The sequence below is a fragment of the Pseudoxanthomonas mexicana genome (assembly GCF_010093385.1).
Classification (GTDB): Bacteria; Pseudomonadota; Gammaproteobacteria; order Xanthomonadales; family Xanthomonadaceae; genus Pseudoxanthomonas_A; species Pseudoxanthomonas_A mexicana.
Genome location: NZ_PDWV01000017.1, coordinates 36,482 through 63,035 on the forward strand (window position 1 = coordinate 36,482; position 26,554 = coordinate 63,035).

The window sequence follows — 26,554 nt, forward strand, 5'->3', positions numbered from 1 at the left end:
GATGCCGAGGGAAGGGACTCGACGACACCGGGGGTCGGGCAGGCTGCGCTGGGGGGCTGCATGGCGACAACACCGTTCCACACTGCCGACGCGCTGCGCCAGCGCATCGCCGACGCGTGTGCCACGAGAAGATCTACCCCGCCTACCAACCCATCGTCTGCCTGCGGACCCGTGCCATCCACGGATTGGAAGTGCTGGCGCGCTGGCACGATCCCGACTTCGGCGCCGTGCCGCCAAAGGATTTCATTCCCATCGCGCTGCAGGCTTCGCTGCTGCCGCTGCTGACACTGAATCTGGTACGCCGCGCCTGTGCGGAAGCCAGCACGTGGCCTGGCCGATTCTGCCTGGCGTTCAACGTGCCGCCATCGCTGCTACAGGACGCACCGGCGGTGCGCCTGCTGCTGGAGGCGATGGCCGAGTCGTCGTTCCCGCTGGACCGCATCTGCATCGAGATGACCGAGGACGAACTGGTCGAGGACGAACCCGCCGCGGAACGGGCTTTCGGCTATCTGAAATCCCACGGCATCCGCGTGGCTCTGGACGACTTCGGCACCGGATTCTCCAGCATGGTGCGGCTGAGCCGCTTCGGCTTCGACGAACTGAAGATCGATGGTGGCCTGATCCAGCGCCTGACCACCGACCGCGAGAGCCGCAAGGTGGTGTCGGCCATCATCGGCCTGGGCCACAGCCTGGACGTGCCGGTGGTGGCCGAGTGGGTGGAGACCGAAGCGCAGGCGGACGTGCTGCGCGAGCTGGGCTGCGATTACGCGCAGGGCTGGCTGACCGGCCGGCCCATGCCGGGCGGCGCGGTGGCGCAGCTGCTGGCGACGGCGCCCGTGCATACCGCCTCGCCCGCATCGCAGCCGATGTCGCCCTACCTGCGCCAGCACCAGCTGTCCTCGCTCTACAACAGCGCACCGGTGGGCCTGGCGTTCCTGGACCTGGACATGCGCTACGCGGCGGCGAACACTCAGTTCGCACGCATGGTGGGCCGGCCGCCCTGCGAGATCGTGGGTTCGCATGTCCGAGAGGTCTACGCGCCGGATATCGCGGCATGGATCGTGCAGGCATCGCAACGGATCCTGGACAGCGGCGACACCTCCCGCATCGAATTCCGCTTCCCGGGCCGCGAAGAGACCTTTCTGGTGGTCGGCTCACGGGTGACCGATGAAACGGCCCAGCCCATCGGCATCTCCGTGGTCAGCATCGACATCACCGACCGCAAGCGCGTCGAGGAAGAGCTGCGCGCCCGCGAAGCGACCTACCGCGCCGTCGTGGAACTGGGGCCCAACGTGCTGTGGGTCAGCGATGCCGCCGGCACCCTCACCTACATCAGCCCCGTCCCGCAGGAGCCGGAAGGCTGCTCGATGGAAACGCGCATGGCCGCCTGGTATGCACGCATGGACGAGAACGACCGCGTGCGCGTGCGCGCCGAATGGCTGGCCGCCGTACACACCCGCGACACGTTCGAGACCCGCTTCCGCCTGCGCTGGTTCGACGAGCGCTGGCGCTGGGTCTCCAGCCGCGCCACGCCCCGGACAGCCCCCGACGGCACCCGCTGCTGGTTCGGCGTGTTCACCGACATTTCGCGGCAGGTGGAACTGGAGCAGCAGCTGGCAAGGCGGGATCCGGCACTTCCCAGCCCGGATTGACGGGACGGACCGTCGTTTCCGCACCCCGCCAGGAGGTGAACGCAAGAGGGTTCCTTCCGATGCAGGCGGCAGGGGCTCCCTCGCCTCTCATCGGGACGCATAGGGGCCGAACACGGCCTTGATCTTCATCGTCTCGTCCGCATCGTCCAGCACGAACACCCGATAGCGCGCGCCCCCCTTCTCCACCCTGATGACGACATGGCCCTGCGTACTGGCCGCTGCGCTCACGCCATAGGTCGTCTTCGCGGTCGCATCCGACAGGTGGGTGATGAAGATATCGCGCTGTCCGGGCCAGACGGCGTCCGAGGTCATCCGCTTGTAGGCATTCACCGCGGGATGACCGTCGGCGCGCGTGGCGATGACGATCACCCGCGGCTGCAATGCCGCCAGGAAGGGGATGCTGTTGGCATCCCAACTGCCGTGATGGTTGGCCTTCATCGCATCGACCGGGCCGCAGGCACGCCCCACTTCTGGCTCGACGTTCTTCCACGCGGCAGGCCCGAACGCGACCTCTTCGTCGACGGAGGAGAGATCGCCACCGGTGTAGTAGTCGAACCCGCCGTAGCGCACACGGAACGCGATGCTCAGCTTGTTCTCGCCCGGCACGCCTTGCTCCGCCATCCGTTCCGCCGAGGGGAAAAGGGCGCGCACGGTCTCTCCCTCGCCCGTCCAGAGCAGGCCGTTCGCATAGAGGTTTCGGATCTCGAAACCGGGATAGGCGCCGTCGTCGTTCACCGGTACGATCTGGTCCTTGCGGCCCGGCTCGAACCTCTCCACCTTCATGCCGCGGTGCCGCACCTGCCAGTCGAGGAACCGGCGATAGTTGTCCATGGTCGCGCCGCGGAGCGGCACCGGATCGTCGTAGCCGGGCCATCCGCGATCGATGACCTTGGCGATCGGTACGGACTCGGCGACCTGGGTGATGCCGCTGAGTTGGTAGCCCTTCGCCGAGGCGGGCGAGTCCGCAGTGATCGCGCCCATGTGGTCGCCGTGGAAGTGGCTGACGACCGCGTAGTCCAGCCCCTTCGCTTCCTCGGGCAATACGCGCTGTAGGTAGCGTGCCACCCACTCTCCCGGCGCGCGGGATGCGTCCGGCCGGGTGGGCAGCGAGAACGGCGCCTGCTCGTTCGTCTTGCCGCTCATGTCCACCAGCACGCTGCTGCCATCCGGCAGGATCATCAGCTGGGCCTCGCCGCGTCCGGTGTTGATGTGGTGGATGTCCAGTTCGCCCTCGCGCCATGCGGGCAGTGTCCGGCCCGGTCCGGACGCGACATCGGAGCTGGCCAGCAGGGGAAGTGCCAGCAGGAGCAGTACCGGAGAAAGCAGGCATGCTGCGTGTCCGTTCGCCCGAGCACGATGCCCGCAGAGCCTGTCGTGCGACCGGCCGGAACTCCGGAAGCGGCGGCGTTCAATCGCGGCGGTCATGCGGGCTGGATGCCTGGCTTGCCGTGCTCAACCGCCAGGCGGGCGTTCACGGTCTTCGTCCCTCCGGGGGCCGACACCTTGTCCACGCCGATCACCTCGGTACGCCACAGCCGGGGACCGATGTCGAAGACCTGATAGCCACGGCGGTCATTGAGCAGATGGGTGTGGGGATTCTCGGATGGCACGTGTTTCCAGCCGGAAGGGATATCGCTGCCATCGCCGCCGGAGGCGATCGAGGTGGTGACGAACTCGGTCGCCACCGGCGTGCTGAGCAGATCGCCATCCACGGAGGGGATCACGCCGGCATGATGCTTGTGCACGTCGCCCGTCGCGACCACGACATTGCCCTGCCCTCTTTCCCGGAGGGTGTCGACCAGACGCGCGCGCGCCGCCGGGTAGCCGCTCCACGAGTCGGTATTGATGGGTCCGGACTTGCGGCTGTCCGGATAGGCGTAGGGCATCACCATCACCTGCGGCGCAAGCAGGTGCCAGTGCACGCCGCTGTCCAGGCCGGCGCCCAGCCACTGTTCCTGCGCGCTGCCCAGCATGTGCTCCGGTCCGGCCACCGCATCGGTGCGGCAGGGCCTGGTCGTCCCCCGTTCGCACCGTTGCTTGCTCCGGTACTGCCGCGTGTCCAGCAGATGCACCCTCAGCGTCCGGCCATAGTCCAGCCGCCGATACAGGGTGATGCCGCCCTGCGGTGAGGGAAACAGCGCGCGCCGCACCGGCATGTTCTCGTACCAGGCCTGCATGGCGGCGAATTTCCGCAGTGCGAAGACCTCGGGAGGCGTGCCGTCCTGGTCGAGCGCAGCGGCCCAGTTGTTGTCGAACTCGTGGTCGTCCCAGGTGGACAGGAAGGCGGTGGCGGCGTGGGCGGCCTGCAGGTCGGGATCGCTCTTGTACTGCGCGTAACGCCTGCGATAGTCGTCCAGCGCGTAGATTTCGCCGCCCACGTGCCTGCGATCCACGCGGCGGCCGTGGGTGTCGACAAAGGACAGCGCACCCTCCTTGCCTGCCCCCTCGTAGATGTAGTCGCCGTAGTGGAACACCGCATCCAGGTCCTGCTCCTGGCTCAGATGGCGGTAGGCGGTGAAGAGCCCGGCTTCGTGGTGCTGGCAACCGGCCACGCCGATGCGGATGCGCTCCGGCGAATCCGCTGCCGCGGGTGCGGTACGCACCGTTCCCACCGGACTCGGCGGCTGCCCCGCGACATGGAAGCGGTACCAGTAGGGGCGACGCGGGCGCAGCCCCTGCACGTCCACGTGGATGCTGTGGCCAAGCTCGGGACGCGCGATGGCCTCTCCCCTGCGCACCACGGTGGCAAAGGCCTCGTCCTCGGCGACTTCCCAGCGCACGGGAACGGCGACCATGGGCATGCCGGCATGTTCATCCAGCGGACGCGGCGCCAGGCGCGTCCAGATCACGAAGCCATCCGGCACGGGATCGCCCGACGCGACGCCCAGCAGGAACGGATACGCGGGAAAGGGCGCCGAGGCCCACACGCGCGCGGCCGGAGCCAGTCCCGCAAACAGGGCCAGGCGGCCGGCGGCCTGCAGGAAGGTGCGGCGATCGAATCGGGTAGACATGAGGGATCGGTCTGCTCTCTGGAAGGGGAGACGAGGCATGGCGCGGCGCCCTGCCGCCGGCGACGCGCACCAGCGGCATGCACACCCGCCGCCATCGGATGCCTAGAAGCGCGCCCGGATGCCGAGCGAGGCGCGACGGCCGCTGGTGATGTAGATCTGGCTGTGGTGGCCGCCCGCGCCCAGTCCGACCGGGCCGTTGGAGTAGACGGTGTGGCGGTTCTGGTCGAAGAGGTTGTTGGCGCTGAAGTACACCTCCAGCCCCAGCCAGTTGTCGCGGGTCTTGGGAATGAGGGTGTAACTGCCGGACAGGTTCACCTCCAGGTAGTCGTCGAAGGGCTGCTCCTGGACGACCGAATAGGCGCCATTGCCGTTGTTCACGCTTACCGCGCTGGTCGGGCCGCGATCCTTCTCGTCGCTCCACACGCTGTTGAGGTTCAGGCGTATGGGCCCGTACTTCCAGCCGAAGCCGAGGCCCGCCACCTGCTGGGCCACGCGCGAAAGCTTCTTCGACGGGTTGGTGTTGGTGAAATGGCCGCGCAGGGTCAGCCCGCTCAATGGACCCGGCAGGTAGTCCATGGCGTGGTTGAACTCGAACTCGTAGCCGTTGACGGTGATGTCCGCCGCGCTGTTGGTCGCGGTGCTGACCAGGTCGACGGGCTCGTCGCCGTCGTAGCCGAACTCCTCCGGCGTCAGCGTGGCCGTATCGATCAGGTCCTTGATCCGGTTGTGGAACACGCCGAACGCCACCAGCCCGACCGGCTCGAAGTACTGCGTCGCGCGCAGGGAGAAGTTGTCCGAGTACTCCGGCTTCAGGCTGGCGTTGGGCGCGCTGAGCACGTTCCCGTCTTCGGTGCCGTAGGCGATGGACCACACGCCGGCCAGGTCGCCGACCTCCGGACGCATGATGGTCTTACTGTAGCCTGCATGGATGTCCAGGCTGTCGGTCACGCTGTACTTGAGCGACGCGCTGGGAAAGAAGTCGTCGTAGCGGCCCTCGGTTTCCTTCCGCGGGTTGGTCAGATACTGGTACTTCAGGCCGTCGACCGTGGCGGCCCGGCCCGTGGCCGCGGAAACGGCATACCCGGCAGCGCGCACCTGGTCGGGGCTGAGCGGGTCGAAATCGTAGCCGATCTCACGGGTCCTCTCCCAACGCAGACCGGCCTGGCCCTTCAGCCGTTCGGTGAAATCCGCGGTTCCCATGAAATAGAGCGAGGTGATCCGTTCGTCCAGCTCGTTCACGTTCGCGATATGGGCGTTGTACCACTGCGCGGCCGTCTCGCTGCGTATCCACTGCTCGGGATTGGCCTGCATCATCTGGTGGATCCTGGCCAGGCTGTAGAGATATACGTCGCCGCCGCTCAGCGTCCTGATGTCCATGCCGCTCTCGCCCCCGTGCCAGACGTTGCGGCTCTGCACGGCGCGCAGGAACTCGGCGTTGCTCAACGGGCCGTTGTAGGTCCAGATGTTGGCGTCGGAGGTGTTGCCGAACTCGTAGCCGGCACGGGTCGCCTTGACGCCGGTCTTCCATGTGACCGGAATGCGGCCGATGTCCTGGTAGAACTCGACATTGAGCGCCCCGCCCCGGTAGTCGAGCTCGGCCGAACTGCCGCTGGTGGTGCGGATGGACGGCCTCGTGGACGCACCCAGCGCGCCGGCATACGACCCCAGCGTGAATGCGTCGGGGCTGGCCCAGTCGATGCCGTCGATCTGCTGGATCTGCCAGTCCTGGTGCATCCAGTCGCTGCGAGAGGCGCTGTAGTTGCCGCGCGCGCTCAGCGTATTCAGCAGATTGGAGACCTGTCCCTTCTTGACCGAGTCGTAGCGGCTGGTGGACGTGGCGGAGAACAGGTTGCCATCCACTTTCAGGTTTTCGTTCTGCCAGACGAAGCTGGGCACGAAGTTGCGCGAGTAGCCGACCTTGTAGGTGTAGCTGTGGTTCAACGCCAACGTGTTGGTGCTGGCGGGATACCGGGTCGTCCAGTCCAGCGAAGGATCGCCCTCATGCGGATTGGCAGCGGTCGCGCGGCCGTTGGTGAACGTGGGCGTGATGGTGTTGGGATCGATGTCGCCGCGGCTCAGGTTGGCCGAGAGCGACAGGATCAGCGTATCGGTCGCCTTGAAGTCCGCATTGAAGGACGCGACACGCCGGTTGTATTCGCGGTCGTAGCCCGACGCGGCGATCGACGTCACGGCATACGGATAGGGACTGGTGGCCGTCGCCACGTAGTTCCGGCCGGCCGTGATCTGTGCCTGTTCCACCAGGTTGGTGATGCTGCTAATGCCGGCGGTGATGCCGAGGCGCTTGTCGAAGAACACGTCCGAATACGTGATGGAGCTGCTGGGCAGCCACTTGGTGTCGTAGCCGCCTTCCATCCACCCGGTGTTCCTGCTGTCCCACAGGCCGGAGTGCGTGGTACCGCCGAGGGACACGACGACCCGCCGCCCCTTGGCGTCGAACGCCTTCCTGGTCCGGATGTCGATGGTGCCGGCCGGTGCGTTCGCATCCATGTCGGCCGAGGCGGTCTTGTTGATGCTGATCGAATCCACGCCCGCCAGTGCGCTCTGTTCGAAGCTGAAGGTACGCGAGCTCGACGAGTTGGCATCTATCCCGGGAAGGCTGACGCCGTTGAGCGTCACTCCCGTGTACTTCGCCGGCAGGCCGCGCAGGCTGATGTTGCGCGGCGCATCGTCCGCCACCACGTCGAAATCGACACCCGGCATGTACTTGAGGAACTCGCCCGGATTGCCGTCGCCGATCTCGCCGAAGCTGTCGGCCGACAGCGTGTTGGTGATGTTCATGGCGGCGCGCTGCTCCATGATCGCCCTGGCATCGCCCTCGCGCACCCCGACCACCTGCAGCGAATCCAGCGTACGCGTGCCGGAGGTGCCTGCCTCCACCCACGTGCTGCGCAACTGGAACTCCAGCCGCTCGCGTTCGCCCGGCTCAAGCTCGATGGTGCGCCGCTCCTCGTGGAAGCCGGTGTAGCTCACCGTCACCTCCACCGTGCCCACCGGCACCCCGGCCAACTGGAACTCGCCCCGCTCGCCCGAATGGACGACACGCGTGCCGGCGCTGCTGGTGATGCGCACGACCGCGTCCCGGAGATAGCCGCCCGTCGCCGGATCCAGCACGCTGCCCAGCACCGTTCCACTTCCCGCGCCCGGTTCGCCGGCTCGCGAAGGCTGCAGCAGGATCACGCGACCGTCATCGGACTTGATTTCCAGACCGGTATCGCGCAACAGCGTACGCAACGTCTGCCGCGCGTCGCCTTCGCCCACCACCGCCTGCGTGTTGACGCCATCCAGCGCATCCGCGGGGGCGATGATCTGCAGCTGCGCCTGGCGCGCGAACTCCGGGATGCCGGTCACCGCCGGCTGCGTGGGGACGTTGAACTGGCGCCGTTGCGCCATCGCGTGCGGCGCGGAGGTCAGCGCGATCGCGACGGCAGTGGCCAGGAGAAGCTTGTTGCAGCGGATCATCGGGCAAGCACTCGCATTGTTGGCCGCAGGAATTGCGGACCTCGAATGCTTGAGACGCCGTGGCCCAGCTTCCGCCATGCGTCATGAAAATTTAATCTTCCGGAACGATGACGATCTCGCGACTGGTTTCCTGTCGGACTTCGGCACCGAACACATCCGCCACCGCGCGACTGAACCCTGCCGGATTGTTGGCGGCGAACAGGCCGGTAATGGACGCATTTGCCAGGCGCGGATCGGAAATGACGATCCGGACATCGCTGTAGCGCGCGAAGGCCTCGGCCGCTTCGGCCAGGCGCTCCCCGTGGAAGGCGAGCTTGCCTTCGCGCCACGCCAACTCGCGATGCATCTGGTCTGCTGACAGCGACGCCACCTCGACGCGGCCGGCGACGCTCTTCCACGATCCACGCTGGTGCGCCGCGAGCGACTTCACCGATCCGTCGGGCGCAGGCAGAGCCACTTCGCCGTCCTGCACCACGACCTGGGCCGGCTGGCCATCCAGCTTGCGTACCACGAAGGCGGCGACGCCGGCACGCAGCTGCACTCCATCGACTTCCACCAGCAGGGGCTCGCCGCTTCCGGACGCTTCAACGAACACCTCCCCGCGCCGGATCCTCACGCGCAGGCGGCGCTCCTGTTCATACACGTCGACGCGGCTTTCGGTATTGAGGGTGAGCGTGGAACCATCGATCAGCGGTACCCGGCGCATCTCTCCCTTCGCCGTCGCGTAGGCCATCGGCATCGGCATGCTGGCGACCACCAGGACGAACAGCATGATCGACGCCGCCAGCGCAGCGACCCCGCGGCGCAGTGCCGGACCGGTGCGCCGTGGTGCGCGATCCGTGCGATGCCCGCATGGCCTGGCGGGCGCGGGCACCTCCTCCAGCGCGTGCAGGACCGACGGTTGCGCCACGCGGGCGATGACGTCCGGGCGGCGCCACAAGGCCCGCGCCCGGATGAACGCACCGCGCCTGCGCGCATCGCCGCTCAGCCAATGCTGGAGTTCTCCCTGTTCCTGCGCGTCGAGCGGTCCGCGATCCATCCGCGCAACCCATTGCGCAGCCTTCCGCTCAATCGCCTGACTGGTTTCGCGACCGTCCATAGACCCTCCTGGTATCCCGACCACTCCCCTTGGAGACGTCAGACACCCCGTTTCCGCCATCGGCCAGCCGTTCGCCCAGCCATCGGATGCCACGCGCGATGTGTTTCTCGACGGTGTTCTCGGAAATCCCCATGCGTCGGGCGATCTCCCGCTGGGGCAGCGCATGGATGCGGCGGAGGACGAAGGCCTGGCGCGCCTGTTCGGGCATGCCCGCGATCAGGTCGGCCAGGTGGCGGAGATCGTCCCGGCCCATGGCATCGCGTTCCGGCGTAGCCGCCTTGTCGGCCAGCTCGACGCTGCCCAGCTCCTCGATCGCCAGGATCGGTACGATCCGCGCGCGGCGGATGTTGCGCAACATCAGCGAGTGCGCGACCTGGAACAGATACGCGCGGGGATTGAGGATGTCGTCCAGCCGCTCGCGCTCCAGGAGCAGCGCATAGCTCTCCTGGATGATGTCCAGTGCATCCGGATCCTGGACCCGGAGCCGTGTCAGCCAGCGCCGCAGGGACACTTCGTGGGGCAGGATGTTGACCGCGAACCAGTGCTCGCGCCCGGCATCGTCGGGCACGGCCTCTTCGACCGGATATTGGAGCGACACGACGGATCCCCGAACGTGCCCAGGGGGAGGACAGGCACGACCGCCCCATTCTGGGCAGCGGGGATGACGCGGATATTACGGTGCGCCGCATCGGGAAGACGGCTCGCCGTGACTGGCCGTCTTCGATCACGGCAGACGATGGCTCACACCATCGGCAGCTTCAACCCCTGCTCCTTCGCGCACTGCACGGCGATGTCATAGCCGGCATCCGCATGGCGCATGACGCCGGTGCCGGGGTCGTTCCACAGCACGCGGGCGATGCGCTTGTCGGCCTCTTCCGAGCCGTCGCAGACGATCACGACGCCTGAGTGTTGCGAGTAGCCCATGCCGACGCCGCCGCCGTGGTGCAGCGACACCCAGGTGGCGCCACCGGCGACGTTGAGCATCGCGTTGAGCAGCGGCCAGTCGCTGACGGCGTCGCTACCGTCCTTCATCGCTTCGGTTTCGCGGTTCGGCGAGGCCACGCTGCCGGAATCGAGGTGGTCGCGGCCGATCACCACCGGCGCCTTCAGCTCGCCGTTGCGTACCATTTCGTTGAACGCCAGGCCGAGCTTGTGGCGCAGGCCCAGGCCGACCCAGCAGATGCGCGCCGGCAGGCCCTGGAAGCTGATGCGCTCGCGCGCCATGTCCAGCCAGCGATGCAGGTGCGCATCGTCGGGGATCAGTTCCTTCACCTTGGCATCGGTTTTGTAGATGTCCTCGGGGTCGCCGCTCAGCGCGACCCAGCGGAACGGACCCACGCCTCGGCAGAACAGCGGACGCACGTAGGCCGGCACGAAGCCGGGGAAATCGAACGCGTTCTTCAACCCCTGGTCGAACGCCATCTGCCGGATGTTGTTGCCGTAGTCGAAGGTCGGCACGCCCATCTGCTGGAACGCCAGCATCGCTTCCACGTGCACGCGCATGGACTGCTTGGCCGCATCGCGCACGCGCTCGGGTTCGGCCTTCTGCTCGGCCAGCCACTGCTCCACCGTCCAGCCGATCGGCAGGTAGCCGTGCACGGGGTCGTGCGCGCTGGTCTGGTCGGTGACGGCATCCGGGCGTACGCCGCGCTTCACCAGTTCCGGCAGGATCTCCGCGGCGTTGCCGAGCAGCGCGATGGACTTCGCCTCGCCGGCCGCGGTGTACTTCGCGATCCGCGCCAGGGCATCATCGAGGTCGGCGGCCTGTTCGTCCACGTAGCGCGTACGCAGGCGCATGTCGATGCTGGACTGGCGGCATTCGATGTTCAGCGAACTGGCGCCAGCCAGCGCCGCCGCCAGCGGCTGCGCCCCACCCATGCCGCCGAGGCCGGCGGTGAGGATCCATTTGCCGGCCAGGTTGCCGCCGTAGTGCTGGCGCCCCATCTCGACGAAGGTTTCGTAGGTGCCCTGCACGATGCCCTGGCTGCCGATGTAGATCCACGAGCCGGCCGTCATCTGGCCATACATCATCAGGCCCTTTCGGTCGAGTTCGTTGAAGTGCTCCCAGGTGGCCCAGTGCGGCACCAGGTTGGAGTTGGCGATCAGCACGCGCGGCGCATCTGGATGCGTGGGGAAGATGCCGACCGGCTTGCCGGACTGCACCAGCAGGGTCTCATGGTCGTCGAGTTCGCGCAGCGACTTCAGGATGGCGTCGTAGCAGGCCCAGTCGCGCGCGGCGCGGCCGATGCCGCCGTACACCACCAGCGATGTGGGGTCTTCGGCGACTTCCGCGTCCAGGTTGTTCTGCAGCATCCGGTACGGCGCCTCGCTGAGCCAGGACTTGCAGGTCAGCGTGTTGCCACGCGGGGCGCGGATGCCGCGGGAAGGGTCGTGGCGGGGATCGGGCATGGCGGGTTCCAGATGCAGGTATGCGGCCATTATCGGCGGGAGGCCCCCCCCTGCGCGAGCCGCAGCGATGCTGCAGGGCGCGAAGGCATGCGTGGCAGAATCGGGTCATGAATCCTGTCCGCCGCGCTTTTCCGGCCCTGCTGGCGGCCAGCCTGCTGTTTGCCGTGCCTGTGCAGGGCGCCCCACCCGACCGCGTCCTGGTGTTCACCAGGACCGAGGGTTTCCGCCATGACGCCATCCCGGCCGCCGTGGAAGCGCTACGGCGGCTGGCGGCGGACGAGGGCATGGCGCTGGACCACACCGAGGATGCGCAGGCGTTCCGTCCGGCCAACCTGGCGCGCTATCGCGTGATCGTGTTCGCGAGCACCACGGGCGACGTGCTGGATGAAGCACAGCAGGCGGCGATGGAAGGCTTCGTGCGTCAGGGGGGCGGCTTCCTCGGCGTGCATGCGGCCGCGGACACGGAGTACGACTGGCCCTGGTACGGTCGGCTGGTGGGCGCGTACTTCAAAAGCCATCCACAGGGCCTGCAGTCCACCCATGTGCAGCCCGAACGCCATGGCAAACCGATCGGCACGCCATGGCCGATCACGGATGAGCTGTACAACTACCGCACCCATCCGCGTGGACGGGTGCGGGGGATCGCCACGGTGGACGAGCGGCAATACGAGGGCGGCCCGATGGGCGCGGACCATCCCATCGCGTGGTGCCATGCCTTCGATGGCGGTCGTGGCTGGTACAGCGGACTCGGGCACGATGCGGCGGTCTATGCCGACCGCCACTTCATCGCCCAACTACGTGGCGGCCTGCGCTACGTCGCGGGACGTTCGGACGACTGTTGACGCCTTCGCTCTCCACACTCACGTAAAGAGCGAAAACCAACCTTACCGAATCGAGGGGTCCAGGGTACGCAAGGCCTCGGCCAGACTCGGCTGGCCCGTGCGGTCCAGATCGTCCTTCGAGTAGGAACGCCCGGGTTGGCCGTTGCACGCGGTCTTGGCATCGCGCTGGCGGATGCGGCTGCCGGTCTGCCGGATGCAGTTGAGGTCGGACAGGCGCGGCGTGTCCTCGTTCTTCACCGGCATGGCGGCCGACGTGGCGGCATCCAGCGGCGGGTCGACAACCGGCGCAGGCGTGGGCGCGGGTGACGGCTCCGGCGTCGATGCGGGGGACTGGGCCTGCGCGGTGGTCGCCATCAGGCAGGCAACGAGGGCCAGGAGGGGGAGATGCTTCATGAGGGAGCTCCGGAGGAACGTGGTCTACACGGTACGCCCCGGCGCGCGCCCGCGTCGCACGCTTCCATCCTGCGGTTCAGGTGCTCCTCATGCCGCGGGACACTGTTCCCGGCGCCCCTCGTGGAAGCGCTGGATGGCCGCGGCATCGGCTTTCTGTGGCGAGACGCCGTCGTCGAACAGGACGCGCCACACGCCATCGTCGCCGCGATGCCAGACCGAGCCGAAGCGGCCGATGCGGCTTTCCCCGGTCTTGGGATCCTCGTATAACGCCGGCCCGCTGGAGTACGCCGTGCGGCCGTCGCCTCCCAGGGTCACCACGGCGGGGTACCAGCTGAGCTTCAGCGACGTACCCTGGATCAGGGGCGTCCACTCGCGGGTGATGGCGTCGCGCCCGCGCGTGGGTGTCCTGCTGACGCCGAAGGCCGCCTCGGGATGCAGATGCTGGGCGAAGGCGGCAGCGTCGTGGTCGGCGACGGAGCGGGCGAAGCTGAGCTCGCGCTGCCAGACCTGGCACTCGGCCTGCGGGACAGTCGCCGGCGCTGCGGCCAGTGCGTGGCCCGCCAGCAGGCCCAGGACCAGCGTGGACGAAAGTCGGAGGCGCGTTGTCATGCGGAATGTCCCGGAGTCTGCCAAGCTGTCCCCGTTCTAGAGTGATTACGTAGCCTATGCACCTGCCAATCGTCAGGGGGGCGTGGCTGGCCATGCTGGTGTTGCTGGCCGCCTGCAGCTCTCCCGCCCGACGCGCCGATCCGGCACCTGCCGCCGCTTCAGCTTCGCCGCCCACCCTGCTGCTGGTCTCCATCGATGGCCTGCGCGCCGACATCCCCGGCAGCGGCCGCATGCTCACGCTCGATGCGCTGTTCGCCCAGGGTGCGCGGGCGGCGTGGGTCAATCCGTCGTACCCCACGCTGACCTTCCCCAACCACTACACGCTGGTGACGGGATTGCGCCCGGATCGGCACGGCATCGTGCACAACGACCTCGAGGACTCGATGCTGGGCCGATTCGAGTCCAAGAAGGCGTCGGGGCGGGACGGCAGGTTCTGGGGCGGCGAACCCATCTGGGTGGCCGCGCGCCGTGCGGGATTGAAGACGGCAACGATGTTCTGGCCCGGTTCGGAAGCGGAGATCGCGGGTACGCGCCCGGACCATTGGCGGCCGTTCGACGGCAAGCTGACGCCCGACCAGCGCGTGGCCGAAGTGCTGGCGTGGCTGGATCTTCCGGCGGGCGAACGCCCGCGGTTCATCACCCTGTACATGGAACAGTACGACGTCGCCGCGCATGCGGCGGGAACCTTCTCGCCCCAGGCCATGGAGGCCATGGAGACCATCGACGCCGCGCTGGCGAAGCTGCTGGCCGGACTGGATGCACGCGGTCTTCGCGCCGACACCAACCTGATCGTGCTGTCCGACCATGGCATGGCGGACGTACGCACCTCGGACACGGCCTATCTTGACGATGTGGTGCCGGAATCGCTCTACGCGTGGACATCTTTGGGCCCTGTCGCCCACATCACGCCGCACCCGGGTCAGGCGGCCGAAGTGCGCCGCCGGCTGCTCGGGCGCCATGATCATTACGCCTGCTGGGACAAGGCCTCCCTACCGCCCGCCTGGCACTACGGCCGCAACCCCCGCATCGCATCCATCGTCTGCCAGGTGGATACGGGCTGGCGCCTGCAACTGCGCCGTCACCCGCTGCCGCATCAACCCCTGAAGGGCGAACACGGCTTCGCGCCCGAAGACCCGCAGATGCGCGCCTTCTTCGTGGCCTCTGGGCCCGACTTCGTTCCGAGCGCGACCTTGCCCGCCTTCGACAACGTCGACGTCTATCCGCTGCTGGCCCACCTGCTGCGCATCCACGCAGTGCCGAACGACGGAACGCTGCAGACGTTCACCCCGGCGCTGAAACCGCGGGCGACACCGGCGCATTAATGTCCGGAAACGGTGAGTCGACGCGTGGATGCGGTGCTAGCCTGCCTCCATGGTCCCGTCCGATGCCACCTCCCTGCCCGATCGCCACGTCTGCGAACAGGCGCGGCTGAGCCGCGACGCGCGCTTCGACGGCCTGTTCTTCACCGCCGTCACCAGCACGCGGATCTACTGCCGGCCGGTGTGCCCGGCACCGGCACCGAAACCGCAGAACATCGTCTACTACCGGAACGCGGCGGCCGCAGAAGCCGCGGGCTTCCGGCCCTGCCTGCGCTGCCGTCCCGAACTGGCACCGGGCGATGGCACGTGGCGGCGTGGCGATGAGGTCGTGGCGCGCGCGTTGAAGCTGATCGACCAGGGCGCATTGACCGAGGCGCCATTGTCGGACCTTGCGCAGCGCGTGGGCCTGGGCGAACGGCACCTGCGTCGGCTGTTCACCGATCGCCTCGGTGCCACACCGGTCGACGTGCACGGCACGCGTCGCCTGCTGTTCGCCAAGCAGCTGCTGACCGAGACCACCTTGCCGATCACGCAGGTGGCGCTGGCGGCGGGCTTCGGCAGCCTGACCCGCTTCAACACCGCCTTCCGCGAGGAATACCGGATGGCGCCGCGCGATCTGCGCAAGCGCGAACTGCCGGTCGCCCGCGATGCGATGACGCTGCGGCTCGGTTACCGACCACCGTACGATTTCGGCGCCATGCTCGATTTCCTGCGCGGGCGCGCACTGCCGGGCGTCGAAGTCGTCGACGACGTCAGCTATCGGCGCGTGATCGGCACGCCCGATACGCCAGGCTGGTTGCGGGTCAGCGCCTGGGGCGGGGAGACGCATGCGCTGAAGCTGGAGCTGCAGGGCGGTGCGGCGGCGGACCTGCTGCAGATCGTCAACCGCCTGCGGCGCATGTTCGACCTGGATGCCGATCCGCAGGCGATTGCCGCGGCGCTGGGCCATGACGACCGCCTGCGCCCGTTGCTGGAGGCGCGGCCGGGGCTGCGCCTGCCCAGCGGCTGGGACGGTTTCGAGATCGCGGTGCGTGCGGTGATCGGCCAGCAGGTCAGCGTGGCCGCCGCGCGCACGCTGACGGCGCGCCTGGCGCAACGGCATGGAACACCGCTGGCGATCCCGTTCGATGGGCTGACGCACCTGTTCCCGACGCCGGAGGCGCTGGTCGATGCCGACCTGACCGAGATCGGCCTGACCCGTGCGCGGGCCGACACGATCCGCGGGATGTCGCGGGCACTGCTCGATGGCCGCGTCGATTTCCGGCCGGAGCGCACGCTGGAGGAATTCACCGCGCGCTGGGTCGCCCTGCCCGGCATCGGTCCATGGACGGCGCACTACATGGCGCTGCGCGCGCTCGGCCATCCGGATGCATTCCCCGCCGACGACCTGGTGCTGCAGAAGGCCGTGCCGACCGATGGCACGCGGATGACGGCGAAGGCGCTGACCGCGCGCGCGGAGTCTTGGCGGCCATGGCGCGCCTATGCGGTGATCCACGTGTGGAAGGCCAGTATGCCGGCGCAGAAGGCAATGCCTTCTGTAGGAGCGACGTGAGTCGCGACCGCAAGAATGAAATGCTGTTGCGACCCGAAGTATCCCGGTCGCGACTAACGTCGCTCCTACATCGAACGCTCGTATGCTGCCCACCATGATCCTCTACCGCGAACTCGACAGCCCCGTCGGCACGCTCACCGTCGCCGCAACGGACGCGGGTCTGCATGCCATCGAATTCCCGCGCAACCGGCACCCGGCAGACCGTGAGGGATGGATGCCCGGCGATCACCGCCTGCTGGATCTGGCGGCACGCCAGCTGGACGACTACTTCGCCGCGAAGCGGTGCGTGTTCGACCTGCCGCTGGCGCCGCGCGGCACCGAGTTCCAGCGCGCCGTATGGATGGCACTCGCCGGGATCGGCTACGGCGAAACGATCAGCTATGCGCAGTTGGCGCAGCGGGTGGGCAAACCCACCGCGATGCGCGCCGTGGGCGCGGCGAACGGGCGCAACCCGTTGCCCATCGTGTTGCCCTGCCACCGCGTGATCGGCGCGGACGGCGCATTGACGGGATTCGGCGGCGGCCTGCCGACCAAGCAGTTCCTGCTGGAGCTGGAGGGCGCCCTGCCGAAGTCCCGCGACCTGTTCGGCTGAGCGCGGTCACATCCCGCGGAAGCGCTGCTGGAACGCGCCGCTGACCGGCAGCACGTCGTTGCGTCCCTTCACGCTCAGCTGGTGGCGGCCCAGTTCGTCCTTGCGCACGCGGTCGATCGCCTGCACGCGCACCAGCACCCCGCGGTGCACCTGCCAGAACACGTCCGGATCCAGGCCGCCGAGCAGTTCCTTCAGCGACATGCGGATGATGGCTTCGTCATCGGCGGTCACCACGCGCACGTACTTGTCCTGCGCCTGGAAGAACAGCACCTCGTCGATGGCGATCATGCGCACGCTGTCGCCGACACTGGCGGTGATCCAGCGGATCAGGCGGTCGCCCTGCGGCCGCAGGCGCGCTTCCAGGTCGTCGATCAGCGAACGCATGTCCGGCGCGCGCGCCTCGGCCAGACGCGCCCGCATGCGCTCCACCGCCTGCGCCAGCCGCGCGTCCTGCCCCGGCTTCAGCAGGTAGTCCGCCGCCCCCGCCTCGAAGGCGCGGATCGCGTAGTCCTCGTAAGCGGTGGTGAACACGACCAGGCCGCCTTGGGCGACTACCTGCCGGGCGACGTCCAGTCCACTGACGCCCGGCATGCGGATGTCGAGGAAGGCGACGCGCGGGCGATGTTGCGCGACGGCGTCCAGCGCCGAGAGCCCGTCCTCGCAGACCGCCACGACCTCCAGCTCCGGCCAAGCCGCGCGCAACTGCTGCTGCAGCGCGCGTCGCTGCGGCGCTTCGTCCTCGGCGATCAGGGCGGTGACGGTGTTCACGCAGCCGACCCTAGCGGTACGCGGATTTCCGCGCAAACGCCACGACCTTCGGCGGCCGGCGACAGGACGAAGGCAGCGCGCGCGCCGTAGCGTGCCGCCAGCTGTTCGCGCACGTTCGCCAGACCGACGCCGGTGCTCAGGCCAGGCTGAAGACCCGCGCCATCGTCGCGCACCTGCACGCGCAACGCGTCGCCGTCGCGCACCGCGTCGATCTCGATACGGCCCGGACCGGGCCGTGGTTCGATGCCGTGCTTGATCGCATTCTCCACCAGCGTGATCAGCAGCGACGGCGGAAACGGCGTCGCACGCAGCGCCTCGTCGGCCCGCACGTCATAGGTCAGTCGCCCACCCATGCGCACCTGCATCAGCGCCAGGTAACTGCTGCAGAGGTCGAGCTGCTGGCCGAGCGTGGCGTGCAGTCCGCGGTCCTCGCGCAGCTTCGGAATCGTGGCGCGCAGGAAATCGACCAGCGCATCCAGGGTCGCTTCAGCCTGGGCCGGATCCTGCCGCACCAGCGCGCGAAGGGAGGCCAGCGTGTTGAACAGGAAATGCGGCTCCACCTGCGCCTGCAGTATCCCCAGGCGAAGGTCGGCTTCATGCACGCGGCTTTCGAGCGCGTTCAGTTCACGCACATGGCGGTGCTCGTCCCAGCGGCGGTGTTCGCTGAAGTAGGCACGCAGGGCGAGGCCGCCACCGAACAGGCCGTAGATCACCACCAGCGCCGCCACGTTGATGGCCAGTCCGATCGCCTTCACGACCGGCGAGAGCACGGGTGGCTTAACTGCCAGGCCGGCGGCGGCCAATTCCGGCTTAACCAGTTGATCGATGTACGACGAAGCCACCCGATCGACGAAGAAGCTGAGCACCATGCCGGCCAGCACGGCTACCACCACGGCCTTGCGCTCCCACGCCACCGGCCAGCCGCGATGGCGCACTGCGGTGGCCAGTGCCGGGCCCAGCGTCGCCATCAGGCTGAAGGCGATGAACTGGGTGATGCCTACCCTGATCGCGATGCCGGGGTCCTGCAGGGCCACGCCGGTACCCGCACCGATGAATGCGGCGACCACCGCGATCACGCCGCAGAACAACAGGCTGCGGCCGAGCAGCCAGCGCAGGCCGAACACCGGGTACTGGCGATAACGGCTCCACACCGCGTTCCCGCCCACCAGCACCTCGGCCGGCAGCTTCTGCCGCAGCGGATAGGTCCGTTCCATGCTTACTTCCTTTCTCCGCGCAACTGCTGGCCTGCCTGCTTCAGCGTCAGCGCGATCACCTTGCCGGCCGCATCACGCTCGAAGCGGATCTCCGCGCCCACGGCGTCCATCACGAAGACATCGCGCGCCACCGCCTGCACGGGCAGGGCCGGCTGTCCGGTACCCTGGATCGTCAAGGTGTCGCCCTGCGCCTTCACAGCGAGCGAGAACGCGGGCATGAGCGGATAGTCGCCCTCATAGTCGCGCAGGGCAGCGGCGTCGAGCTTCAGCACCGGCGCCGACGCGGCGGCATCGATGCGCTTGGCCGGCAGCGCGGCGCCCATCTGCATCCAGGTGAAGGACTGGCCTTCCGCCGTGCGCCGTGGGCGCAGCACGGCATCGAACTCGCGCGGATAGAAATCGCCCGCACTGTCGTAGCCCATCGCATACGTGCCCTGCCCGGCCGGCTGGATCTCCAAGGCGTCGCCTGTCCGGCGCAGCGTCATCTTCATGCCGCCCGCGAGTTCGTACTCGCCAGCCAGCGCATCCAGCAGCGTGCCGTCCGGCTTGGCTTCTCGCCGCGGCGCGCCCAGCGGGAAACTGGCATCGACCAGGTGCAGTCCCAGGGAACCCAGGCTGCCGATCGAGTTCCAGGTGGTGTCGGACAGGATCACCACGCCACGCTGTTTCTCGATGTCGAAGGACACGAACGACGAGAAGCCGCCCGTGCCGCCCTCGTGCACGTGCACCGTGCGTCCGCCGACCGGCATCAGCATCCAGTTCATCGCCATCGGCGGGGACTCCGACACTTTCTGCTGGGAGCGCTGCAGCGCCGCCGAGATCGGCGTGGGCTCGGTCCCCAGCTGGCCCTGCACGTAACGCACCATGTCGTCTAGCGTCGCGCGCACGCCGCCGACGCCGGCGAGATTGGTCTGGAAATGCCAGGCCGACGTGACCCGCGCGTTCGGCGTATGGCCCACGGCCGCACGCACGCCGTCCGGCGCCGTGTTGACGTAGGCATGCCGCATGCCCAGCGGCGCGAACAGGCGCTGCTTCAGCAGCCTCTCCATGTCGGCGCCCGCGCGGCGGGCGACGGCGTACGACAGCACCATCGAGGCGAAGTTGGAGTACTCGAACTTCGTGCCCGGCGCCGCGGTGAGCGTGACATCGCCCAGCGAGGCGAGCAGTGCCGTTTCGTCCAGTTTCGCGTACGGATCGGTCATGTCGGCCGCTCCCATGCGCGAGGGCAGCGCCGGCAGGCCGGAGGTGTGGGTGACGATGTGGCGCAGCAGGATGGGCATGCCCTGGTAGTCGGGCAGCTTCGTGCCTTCCGGGAGCCAGGCGGACAGCGGATCGTCCAGCGAGCCCTTGCCCTGCGCGATCAGGTCGGCCAACAGCGCCGCCGTCATCGTCTTGCTGACCGAGCCGATCTCGAACGCGCTGTCGGGCCCGATGCGCGACAGGTCCTTCGCATCCGCGCACTGGTACGTGCGGGCGACCGTGCCGGCCTCGACGACCGCCACCGCCATGCAGGCCCCGGTGCGATCGCCCTGCAGGCGTTGTTTCACCATGCCAGCCAGGGCCTGGTCGGTCATCGCGTGGGCGGGCGCGAAGACGGTGAGGCCGGCGGCGGCCAGGGTGACGGCGAGCGAATGGGCGTAGGCCATGGCGGTTCTCCTGAGGGGTCGGTCACCATGCTGTCGAAGGACATCGCCCCGCGTGCGGGTCTGCGATGGGCGGAGCGCTGACGGCGACGAAACCCGCGATCCGGACGACGGCCGGCGCGTCATGCGTCAATCCTCCAGCAACCGGCGCACCGTCGCACCGTACCTACGCACAATGGCCTCATGGTCGACATGGCGTCCATCGGCCACCACATCGCGCCCGCCTACCCGGACCGACCGGACCAGTGGCCGGTTGCCGGCGAACAGCCAGCGGTCCACCAGATCCTCCGGGGTGGCGCCGGCCAGCACCGGGGCGTCCGCATCCAGACAGACGGCATCCTGCGGATCCGGCGCGAGGCCCGTGGCATCCGCGGCGCTGTCCAGCACCCCCGCCAGCAGGGTGCGCCCCACACTGGGCGAGCCCGGCAATACCGCGATGTTGCGATGGCGCGTGACCAGTCGCTGGCCGTACTCCAGCCAGCGCAGTTCCTCCACCGGCGACACGGACACATGGGAATCCGAACCGATGCCCCAGCGTCCGCCCGCCTGCAGGTACTCGCGCAGCGGGAACAGGCCGTCGCCGAGGTTGGCCTCCGTCGTGGGGCAGATCGCGACGGTCGCGCCGCTGGCGGCGATGCCGCGTGTTTCCTCGCCCGTCAGGTGGGTGGCATGCCCCAGCGTCCAGCGCCGGTCGACCGGGAACTCGCGCAGCAGCCACTCCACCGGCCGCGCGTTGCGCAGCGCCAGGCAGTCCTGCACTTCGCCCACCTGTTCGGCGATGTGGATGTGCACCGGCGCATCGGCCGGCAGTGCGGACAGCACCTCGCGCATCGCGGTTTCCGGAACCGCACGCAGGCTGTGGAAAGCGCAGCCCACGCGCAGCGATGCGTTCTGCAGCGGGCGCAGGATGTCGAGCAGGCGGAGGAAGCCGTCCACGTCGTGACCGAACCTCCGCTGGCGCACCGCCAGTTCGCGACCGTCGAAACCGCCGGTCATGTAGAGCACTGGCAGCAGGGTCATGCCGATGCCGGTGTCGCGCGCAGCAGCGATCAGCGCCCTGGACATGGCCGCAGGATCTGCGTACGGCCTGCCGTCGGGCTGATGGTGCACGTAGTGGAACTCGCACACATGCGTGTAGCCGGCTTCCAGCATTTCGGCGTACAGCTGCGCCGCCACTGCGTAAGTGCTCTCCGGCGTCATCCGTGCGGCGAACCGGTACATGATCTCGCGCCAGGTCCAGAAGCTGTCTTCCGGGTGGGTCTGGTGTTCGGCCAGGCCCGCCATCGCCCGCTGGAAGGCGTGCGAATGCAGGTTGGCGATGCCGGGCATGCGCCAGCCGGCGTCGGTGGCGACGATCTGGCCTGCGAGGGGATCGGAGTTCGACATGCGATGCTTGCGGCGGCGACGGGGTGCGTTAGGCTACCGCGTCATCCCCGCCAAGACACGCCCGCGCAGGTCGCCCACGTCCATGCTTGCCATCGTCCTTTCACTGCTTGCCGTCGCCATCGCGCTGATGGTGGTCTTCATCGCCGTGCAGGCGAAGAACAAGGGGACCCGGGCCGCCGAGGGTGCCGGCGAGAGCGCCAGCGACCCTGCGCTTGCCACGCATCGCGAGGCGGAATGCGCATCCGATGCGGGCGGCTGCGACGGCGGAGGCGACTGATATGGACACACGCTGGGACGGTCTGCTGGTCAATGCACGTCTGGTCACCCTGGCCGGCGATGCAGGTTACGGCGTGATCGAGGACGGTGCGCTGGGCTGGCACGACGGCATGATTGTCTTTGCGGGCCATCGTACGGACCTGCCGGCGCCCCCCGCGTCGCTGGCCGATGAACGGGTGGATGCGCAGGGCGAATGGGTCACGCCCGGGCTGATCGACTGCCACACCCACGTGGTGTTCGGCGGCGACCGCGCCGGCGAGTTCGAACAGCGCCTGCAGGGCACCAGTTATGAGGACATCGCACGCAGCGGCGGCGGCATCGTTTCGACCGTGCGCGCCACCCGCGCCGCAAGCGAAGACGACCTGTTCGCGCAATCGCTGCCGCGGGCGCGCGCCTTGCGCGACGACGGCGTGACAACGCTGGAGATCAAGTCCGGCTACGGCCTGGACTTCGACAACGAACGCAAGATGCTGCGCGTGGCACGCCGCATCGGCGACGCGCTCGGCATCAGGGTGCGCACGACGTATCTGGGCGCGCATGCACTGCCGCCGGAATTCGCCGGGCGCGCCGACGATTACATCGATGCCGTATGCCGCTGGCTGCCCGCCCTGCACGCGGAGGGCCTGGTGGATGCGGTGGATGCGTTCTGCGAGCGCATCGGATTCACGGCCGCGCAGACGCAGCGGGTGTTCGAGGCGGCACGCGCATTGGGCATCCCGGTGAAGCTGCATGCCGACCAGCTGAGCGACGGCGGCGGCGCGGCGCTGGTGGCCGGCTTCGCAGGCCTGTCGGCCGACCACGTGGAGTACACGTCGGAAGCGGGCGTCGCGGCATTGAAGCAGGCCGGCAGCGTCGCCGTGCTGCTGCCTGGCGCGTTCCACGTGCTGCGCGAAACGAAACTGCCGCCACTGGACGCGTTCCGCGCCCATGGCGTGCCGATGGCGGTGGCGACCGACTGCAATCCCGGCACCTCACCCCTGCAGTCGCTGCGGTTGGCCATGTCGCTGGCCTGCACCCCCTTCCGCCTGACACCGGAAGAAGCGCTGCGCGGCGCGACCGTCCACGCCGCCCGGGCGCTGGGTTTGGAGGATCGCGGCCGCCTGGTGGTAGGACAGCGTGCGGACTTCGTGCGCTGGCGCATCGGCCAGCCGGCGCAACTGGCTTACTGGCTGGGCGGCGACCTGGTGTCGGCCGTCCACGCAGGCGGCCGCCTCATCGTCGGCGCCTAGAAAACGAAAACCCCGGCGATGGCCGGGGTTTTCTGTCGCAACCGGCAGCGCCGGTGCGGATGGCATCACGCCTTGGCGACAGCCTTCTTGGCCACGGCCTTCTTCGCCGGCGCCTTCACCACCGACTTCTTGGCGGTGGCGGTGGCCGCCCCGCCGGCCTTGGCGACGGCGTGCTTGCGCGCATTGCCGTAGCTGGACGAATAGCGCTTGCCCTTGGCCGTCTTGCGATCACCCTTGCCCATCTTTGTTCTCCTGATTCATTGAAAAGTCCGCCCTGGACGGGGCGATGCACGGGCATCCACAGCTCGGGGGCGCCGCGCGCGAGGCCGCAAAGCCTACCACAGCGGGGCCTTCCGGGCCCGCCGCAGGTCTGGCGGGACGGGCCTAGTGGGCGCACCTGGCGTCGTGGACATGCCAGTGGTTCAGGCGCAGGTTCAGCAGATGGGCCAGGCCCACCAGCGTGCCGCCCACGGTCATCACGATGGCATGCGGCACCACCGAGGCATGCAAGGGGGGGTACAGCACCCCGACCCACAGCGCCGCCAGGCCCGCCAGCAACATGCCGAGCGCGCGGAAGACGCGGTGTCGGCGGTAGCCCCAGATCAGGCTGAAGGCACCCAGCACCGTGACGAACACCACGAAGATCTCCTCCAGGCTTTCCCCCAGCCACAGCGACAGGCCCAGCGACGGCGCCAGCGCCAGCAGCAACGGCACCAGGGCGCAGTGCAGCGCGCAAACCAGGGAGCCGGCGGCGCCCAGACGATCGAGCAGGTGGCGGAACGAAGACTTCATGGCGGCAAGTATGACTTCCGGGAGGGTTACATTGTTGCTATTGGTATAATATAACATCATTCGTTATCCCCACATGAGTGACTCCGTGCCCATGCTCTCCCTGCAACGCCCCGCTCCCAGCCTGCTCGCCACCGCCCTCGCCTTGGCCCTGGCCCTGGCCTCCCCTGCCGCGTTCGCCGAGACCGCCAGCGATGCCCAGACCAAAGACCTGGAGGCCGTGGTGGTCACCGCTTCGCCGCTGAAAGGCAACGCGGAATCCGTCGCGACCCCGGTGGACGTGCTGTACGGCGAAGACCTGGACAAGGCCAAGGCCGGCACCCTCGGCGAGACCGTCGCCAAGCTGCCGGGCGTGCAGACCACCTACTTCGGCACGGGCGTCGGCCGCCCGATCATCCGCGGCCAGGAAGGCCCGCGCGTGCAGGTGCTGTCCGGCGGCATCGGTTCGATGGATGCCTCCACCGTCAGCGCCGACCACGCGGTCAGCATCGAACCCTTCCTCGCCGACCAGATCGAAGTGCTGAAGGGACCGGCCACCCTGCTGTTCGGCAGCGGCGCCATCGGCGGCGCGGTCAACGTGGTCGACGGCCGCCTGGCCGAATCCATTCCCGACCAGCCGCTGAGCGGCCGCGCCGAAGTGCGCGGCAATACCGTCAACGACGAGCGCACCGGCATGTTCCGCCTGGACGGCGTGAGCGGAAACTGGGTACTGCATGTCGACGGCCTGGTCCGCGACACCGACGACTACGACATTCCCGGCGTCGCCATCCTGCACGACCACGAAGAAGGCGAAGAACACGAGGAGGAACCCCAGCCGAAGGGCACGCTGCCCAACAGTTCGGTCAGCACGAAGGCAGGCGCCGTGGGCGCCACCTACCTGGGGGATCGGGGCTACTTCGGCCTGGCCGCCAGCACCTACCGCAGCAACTACGGCATCCCTGCCGGTGCCCACGTGCATGGCGAGGAAGACCATGACCACGACCATGATGGCGAAGCCGACCACGACGACGAAGCGCACGAGGAAGGCGCCGTGCGCATCGACATGACGCAGAACCGCTTCGACATGAAGGCCGGCGTCTACGAACCGGTCTCGTTCCTGCAGAGCATCAACCTGCGCGCCGCCTGGAACGACTACGAGCATGTCGAGCTGGAAGGCGGCGATGTGGGCACGCGCTTCAGCAACGAGGGCTACGACGCCCGCCTGGAAGCGGTGCAGAAGACGTGGAACGGCTGGCGCGGCGCCTGCGGCCTGCAGTTCGGCAGCACCGATTTCAGCGCGGTGGGCGAAGAGGCCTTCGTACCGTCCACCGTCACCGACGCGCTGGGCCTGTTCGTGGTGCAGGAGAAGGATTTCGGCCCGTGGAAACTGGAGCTGGGCGGCCGCTACGATCAGGTCAAGCTGAAGCCGGATGACCGCACATCCACCGATTTCAGTGCGGTGAACCTGTCGGCCGCCGCCATCTGGCGCCTGAGCGACGGCTTCGACCTGCGCTTCGGCCTGGACCGTTCCGAGCGTGCGCCGACCAACGAGGAACTGTTCGCCGGCGGCACCCACGTCGCCACCCAGTCCATCGAGATCGGCGATGCGTCGCTGGATACGGAAAAGGGCGTGCGCGCCGAGATCGGCGCGCATTGGCACACCGACCGCGTCGACCTGAAGCTTGCCGTCTATCAGACCCGGTTCAAGGACTTCATCTACCTCACCGACACCGGTGTGGAGGAAGAAGGCTATCCGGTGCGCCTGTGGACGCAGGACGACGCCACCTTCACCGGCGCCGAGGCCGAAGCGAAGATCCAGTTGGCCGACACCGCCGCCGGTGCGTGGGACCTGCGCCTGTACGGCGACTACGTGCGGGCGAAGCTGGATGGCAGCGGCCTGCGCACGGTGGCGTTCGAGGTGCCGCACGGCGACCACACGCACGGCTACGAGGTCGACATCGCGCAGGGCGGCTACTTGCCCCGCATCTCGCCGATGCGCTTCGGTGCGGACCTGGGCTGGTCGCTGGGCGGCTGGCGCGCCTCGCTGGGCGCGGTGCGCTACGGCAAGCAGGACGATGTGGCGCAGAACGAAGAACCGAGCGACGGCTACACGCTGGTCGACGCGCACGTGGCCTACCGCTGGGACCGCCCGGCCTCCAGCTGGGAGGTGTTCCTGGACGGCAGCAACCTGACCGACGAGGAAGCCCGACCGCATACCTCGCTGCTGCGCGACTACGCTCCGCTGCCGGGCCGCGGCGTGGCCTTCGGCATCCGCGCGTACTTCTGATCCAGCGCTGAGTCTCTCCCCCGGG

General features: G+C 68.4%; 22 protein-coding genes. 8 read left to right on the forward strand and 14 right to left on the reverse strand.

Going from position 1 to position 26,554, the window contains the following annotated elements; all coding sequences use genetic code 11:
- The first annotated feature begins 116 nt into the window (after nucleotides 1–116).
- On the forward strand, nucleotides 117–1,652 hold the full coding sequence (locus CSC76_RS08155; protein ID WP_162109534.1) for a sensor domain-containing phosphodiesterase: 1,536 nt from the start codon (nucleotides 117–119) through the stop codon (nucleotides 1,650–1,652).
- An 87-nt stretch (nucleotides 1,653–1,739) separates the two neighbouring features.
- Here the strand turns inward: CSC76_RS08155 and CSC76_RS08160 are convergent, their stop codons facing one another.
- The 6 genes from CSC76_RS08160 to hutU form a co-directional block, all read right to left on the reverse strand.
- Nucleotides 1,740–3,077, reverse strand: coding sequence for a ComEC/Rec2 family competence protein (locus CSC76_RS08160; RefSeq protein ID WP_162109535.1), 1,338 nt, complete (start codon nucleotides 3,075–3,077; stop codon nucleotides 1,740–1,742).
- Nucleotides 3,074–4,663, reverse strand: coding sequence for an alkaline phosphatase D family protein (locus CSC76_RS08165; RefSeq protein ID WP_162109536.1), 1,590 nt, complete (start codon nucleotides 4,661–4,663; stop codon nucleotides 3,074–3,076). The genes CSC76_RS08160 and CSC76_RS08165 overlap by 4 nt, the downstream gene beginning before the upstream one ends.
- Before the next feature lie 102 nt (nucleotides 4,664–4,765).
- Nucleotides 4,766–8,143 (reverse strand): TonB-dependent receptor domain-containing protein, encoded by a 3,378-nt coding sequence (locus tag CSC76_RS08170; RefSeq protein ID WP_162109537.1) that lies wholly within the window; start codon nucleotides 8,141–8,143, stop codon nucleotides 4,766–4,768.
- Nucleotides 8,144–8,234: 91 nt separating this feature from the next.
- On the reverse strand, nucleotides 8,235–9,302 hold the full coding sequence (locus CSC76_RS08175; protein WP_338014943.1) for a FecR family protein: 1,068 nt from the start codon (nucleotides 9,300–9,302) through the stop codon (nucleotides 8,235–8,237).
- Nucleotides 9,211–9,810 carry an RNA polymerase sigma factor gene (locus tag CSC76_RS08180; RefSeq protein ID WP_162109538.1) on the reverse strand — a complete coding sequence of 200 codons (600 nt, stop codon included), beginning with the start codon at nucleotides 9,808–9,810 and terminating at the stop codon, nucleotides 9,211–9,213. Before CSC76_RS08180 ends, CSC76_RS08175 begins: the two co-directional genes overlap by 92 nt.
- A gap of 173 nt (nucleotides 9,811–9,983) precedes the next feature.
- Nucleotides 9,984–11,651, reverse strand: a complete 1,668-nt coding sequence (hutU, locus tag CSC76_RS08185; protein ID WP_162109539.1) for a urocanate hydratase — start codon at nucleotides 11,649–11,651, stop codon at nucleotides 9,984–9,986.
- Between the two features lie 107 nt (nucleotides 11,652–11,758).
- Between hutU and CSC76_RS08190 the strand changes: the two genes are divergently transcribed.
- Nucleotides 11,759–12,493, forward strand: coding sequence for a ThuA domain-containing protein (locus tag CSC76_RS08190; RefSeq protein ID WP_162109540.1), 735 nt, complete (start codon nucleotides 11,759–11,761; stop codon nucleotides 12,491–12,493).
- Between the two features lie 42 nt (nucleotides 12,494–12,535).
- Here CSC76_RS08190 and CSC76_RS08195 read toward each other — a convergent pair whose 3' ends face one another.
- The gene (locus CSC76_RS08195; protein ID WP_162109541.1) at nucleotides 12,536–12,886 is read right to left on the reverse strand and encodes a hypothetical protein; all 351 of its coding nucleotides are present in this window, start codon (nucleotides 12,884–12,886) and stop codon (nucleotides 12,536–12,538) included.
- An 87-nt stretch (nucleotides 12,887–12,973) separates the two neighbouring features.
- Nucleotides 12,974–13,495 carry a YybH family protein gene (locus tag CSC76_RS08200; protein WP_162109542.1) on the reverse strand — a complete coding sequence of 174 codons (522 nt, stop codon included), beginning with the start codon at nucleotides 13,493–13,495 and terminating at the stop codon, nucleotides 12,974–12,976.
- A gap of 56 nt (nucleotides 13,496–13,551) precedes the next feature.
- Between CSC76_RS08200 and CSC76_RS08205 the strand changes: the two genes are divergently transcribed.
- The 3 genes from CSC76_RS08205 (at nucleotide 13,552) to CSC76_RS08215 (ending at nucleotide 16,958) form a co-directional block, all read left to right on the forward strand.
- Entirely contained in the window at nucleotides 13,552–14,817 is a 1,266-nt protein-coding gene (locus CSC76_RS08205; RefSeq protein WP_162109543.1) for an alkaline phosphatase family protein, read from the forward strand.
- A 49-nt stretch (nucleotides 14,818–14,866) separates the two neighbouring features.
- On the forward strand, nucleotides 14,867–16,366 hold the full coding sequence (locus CSC76_RS08210; protein ID WP_162109544.1) for a DNA-3-methyladenine glycosylase 2: 1,500 nt from the start codon (nucleotides 14,867–14,869) through the stop codon (nucleotides 16,364–16,366).
- Between the two features lie 82 nt (nucleotides 16,367–16,448).
- Nucleotides 16,449–16,958 carry a methylated-DNA--[protein]-cysteine S-methyltransferase gene (locus CSC76_RS08215; RefSeq protein WP_238394914.1) on the forward strand — a complete coding sequence of 170 codons (510 nt, stop codon included), beginning with the start codon at nucleotides 16,449–16,451 and terminating at the stop codon, nucleotides 16,956–16,958.
- A 6-nt stretch (nucleotides 16,959–16,964) separates the two neighbouring features.
- Here the strand turns inward: CSC76_RS08215 and CSC76_RS08220 are convergent, their stop codons facing one another.
- The 4 genes from CSC76_RS08220 to CSC76_RS08235 form a co-directional block, all read right to left on the reverse strand.
- A complete protein-coding gene (locus CSC76_RS08220) occupies nucleotides 16,965–17,726 on the reverse strand; it encodes a LytR/AlgR family response regulator transcription factor (RefSeq protein ID WP_162109545.1) in 762 nt (253 codons plus the stop codon).
- Complete coding sequence (locus tag CSC76_RS08225; protein WP_162109546.1) at nucleotides 17,723–18,940, reverse strand: sensor histidine kinase; 1,218 nt, start codon at nucleotides 18,938–18,940, stop codon at nucleotides 17,723–17,725. The genes CSC76_RS08220 and CSC76_RS08225 overlap by 4 nt, the downstream gene beginning before the upstream one ends.
- 2 nt (nucleotides 18,941–18,942) lie before the next feature.
- Nucleotides 18,943–20,586: a serine hydrolase gene (locus CSC76_RS08230; RefSeq protein WP_162109547.1), complete on the reverse strand. Its 1,644-nt coding sequence runs from the start codon at nucleotides 20,584–20,586 to the stop codon at nucleotides 18,943–18,945.
- Nucleotides 20,587–20,712: 126 nt separating this feature from the next.
- Nucleotides 20,713–21,969, reverse strand: coding sequence for a formimidoylglutamate deiminase (locus CSC76_RS08235; RefSeq protein WP_162109548.1), 1,257 nt, complete (start codon nucleotides 21,967–21,969; stop codon nucleotides 20,713–20,715).
- Between the two features lie 82 nt (nucleotides 21,970–22,051).
- On the opposite strand from CSC76_RS08235, the gene CSC76_RS08240 reads away from it, so the two are divergent.
- Nucleotides 22,052–22,246 carry a hypothetical protein gene (locus CSC76_RS08240; protein ID WP_162109549.1) on the forward strand — a complete coding sequence of 65 codons (195 nt, stop codon included), beginning with the start codon at nucleotides 22,052–22,054 and terminating at the stop codon, nucleotides 22,244–22,246.
- A gap of 1 nt (nucleotide 22,247) precedes the next feature.
- Nucleotides 22,248–23,474, forward strand: a complete 1,227-nt coding sequence (gene hutI, locus CSC76_RS08245) for an imidazolonepropionase (protein WP_162109550.1) — start codon at nucleotides 22,248–22,250, stop codon at nucleotides 23,472–23,474.
- A 65-nt stretch (nucleotides 23,475–23,539) separates the two neighbouring features.
- Here hutI and CSC76_RS08250 read toward each other — a convergent pair whose 3' ends face one another.
- Nucleotides 23,540–23,716, reverse strand: coding sequence for a 30S ribosomal protein THX (locus CSC76_RS08250; protein WP_162109551.1), 177 nt, complete (start codon nucleotides 23,714–23,716; stop codon nucleotides 23,540–23,542).
- Between the two features lie 142 nt (nucleotides 23,717–23,858).
- Nucleotides 23,859–24,266, reverse strand: a complete 408-nt coding sequence (locus tag CSC76_RS08255) for a MerC domain-containing protein (protein ID WP_162109552.1) — start codon at nucleotides 24,264–24,266, stop codon at nucleotides 23,859–23,861.
- Nucleotides 24,267–24,357: 91 nt separating this feature from the next.
- Here CSC76_RS08255 and CSC76_RS08260 point away from each other — a divergent pair, with 91 nt between their 5' ends.
- Nucleotides 24,358–26,529: a TonB-dependent receptor gene (locus CSC76_RS08260; RefSeq protein WP_238394916.1), complete on the forward strand. Its 2,172-nt coding sequence runs from the start codon at nucleotides 24,358–24,360 to the stop codon at nucleotides 26,527–26,529.
- The last annotated feature ends 25 nt before the right edge of the window (nucleotides 26,530–26,554 follow it).

Excerpts from the sequence above, each read along its gene's own strand:
- CSC76_RS08160 (WP_162109535.1), bottom strand. The coding sequence starts at position 3,077 with ATGACCGCCGCGATTGAACGCCGCCGCTTCCGGAGTTCCGGCCGGTCG.
- CSC76_RS08165 (WP_162109536.1), bottom strand. The coding sequence starts at position 4,663 with ATGTCTACCCGATTCGATCGCCGCACCTTCCTGCAGGCCGCCGGCCGC.
- CSC76_RS08170 (WP_162109537.1), bottom strand. The coding sequence starts at position 8,143 with ATGATCCGCTGCAACAAGCTTCTCCTGGCCACTGCCGTCGCGATCGCG.
- CSC76_RS08175 (WP_338014943.1), bottom strand. The coding sequence starts at position 9,302 with ATGGCGGAAACGGGGTGTCTGACGTCTCCAAGGGGAGTGGTCGGGATA.
- hutU (WP_162109539.1), bottom strand. The coding sequence starts at position 11,651 with ATGCCCGATCCCCGCCACGACCCTTCCCGCGGCATCCGCGCCCCGCGT.
- CSC76_RS08190 (WP_162109540.1), top strand. The coding sequence starts at position 11,759 with ATGAATCCTGTCCGCCGCGCTTTTCCGGCCCTGCTGGCGGCCAGCCTG.
- CSC76_RS08195 (WP_162109541.1), bottom strand. The coding sequence starts at position 12,886 with ATGAAGCATCTCCCCCTCCTGGCCCTCGTTGCCTGCCTGATGGCGACC.
- CSC76_RS08200 (WP_162109542.1), bottom strand. The coding sequence starts at position 13,495 with ATGACAACGCGCCTCCGACTTTCGTCCACGCTGGTCCTGGGCCTGCTG.
- CSC76_RS08205 (WP_162109543.1), top strand. The coding sequence starts at position 13,552 with ATGCACCTGCCAATCGTCAGGGGGGCGTGGCTGGCCATGCTGGTGTTG.
- CSC76_RS08210 (WP_162109544.1), top strand. The coding sequence starts at position 14,867 with ATGGTCCCGTCCGATGCCACCTCCCTGCCCGATCGCCACGTCTGCGAA.
- CSC76_RS08215 (WP_238394914.1), top strand. The coding sequence starts at position 16,449 with ATGCTGCCCACCATGATCCTCTACCGCGAACTCGACAGCCCCGTCGGC.
- CSC76_RS08225 (WP_162109546.1), bottom strand. The coding sequence starts at position 18,940 with ATGGAACGGACCTATCCGCTGCGGCAGAAGCTGCCGGCCGAGGTGCTG.
- CSC76_RS08230 (WP_162109547.1), bottom strand. The coding sequence starts at position 20,586 with ATGGCCTACGCCCATTCGCTCGCCGTCACCCTGGCCGCCGCCGGCCTC.
- CSC76_RS08235 (WP_162109548.1), bottom strand. The coding sequence starts at position 21,969 with ATGTCGAACTCCGATCCCCTCGCAGGCCAGATCGTCGCCACCGACGCC.
- CSC76_RS08240 (WP_162109549.1), top strand. The coding sequence starts at position 22,052 with ATGCTTGCCATCGTCCTTTCACTGCTTGCCGTCGCCATCGCGCTGATG.
- hutI (WP_162109550.1), top strand. The coding sequence starts at position 22,248 with ATGGACACACGCTGGGACGGTCTGCTGGTCAATGCACGTCTGGTCACC.
- CSC76_RS08250 (WP_162109551.1), bottom strand. The coding sequence starts at position 23,716 with ATGGGCAAGGGTGATCGCAAGACGGCCAAGGGCAAGCGCTATTCGTCC.
- CSC76_RS08255 (WP_162109552.1), bottom strand. The coding sequence starts at position 24,266 with ATGAAGTCTTCGTTCCGCCACCTGCTCGATCGTCTGGGCGCCGCCGGC.
- CSC76_RS08260 (WP_238394916.1), top strand. The coding sequence starts at position 24,358 with ATGCTCTCCCTGCAACGCCCCGCTCCCAGCCTGCTCGCCACCGCCCTC.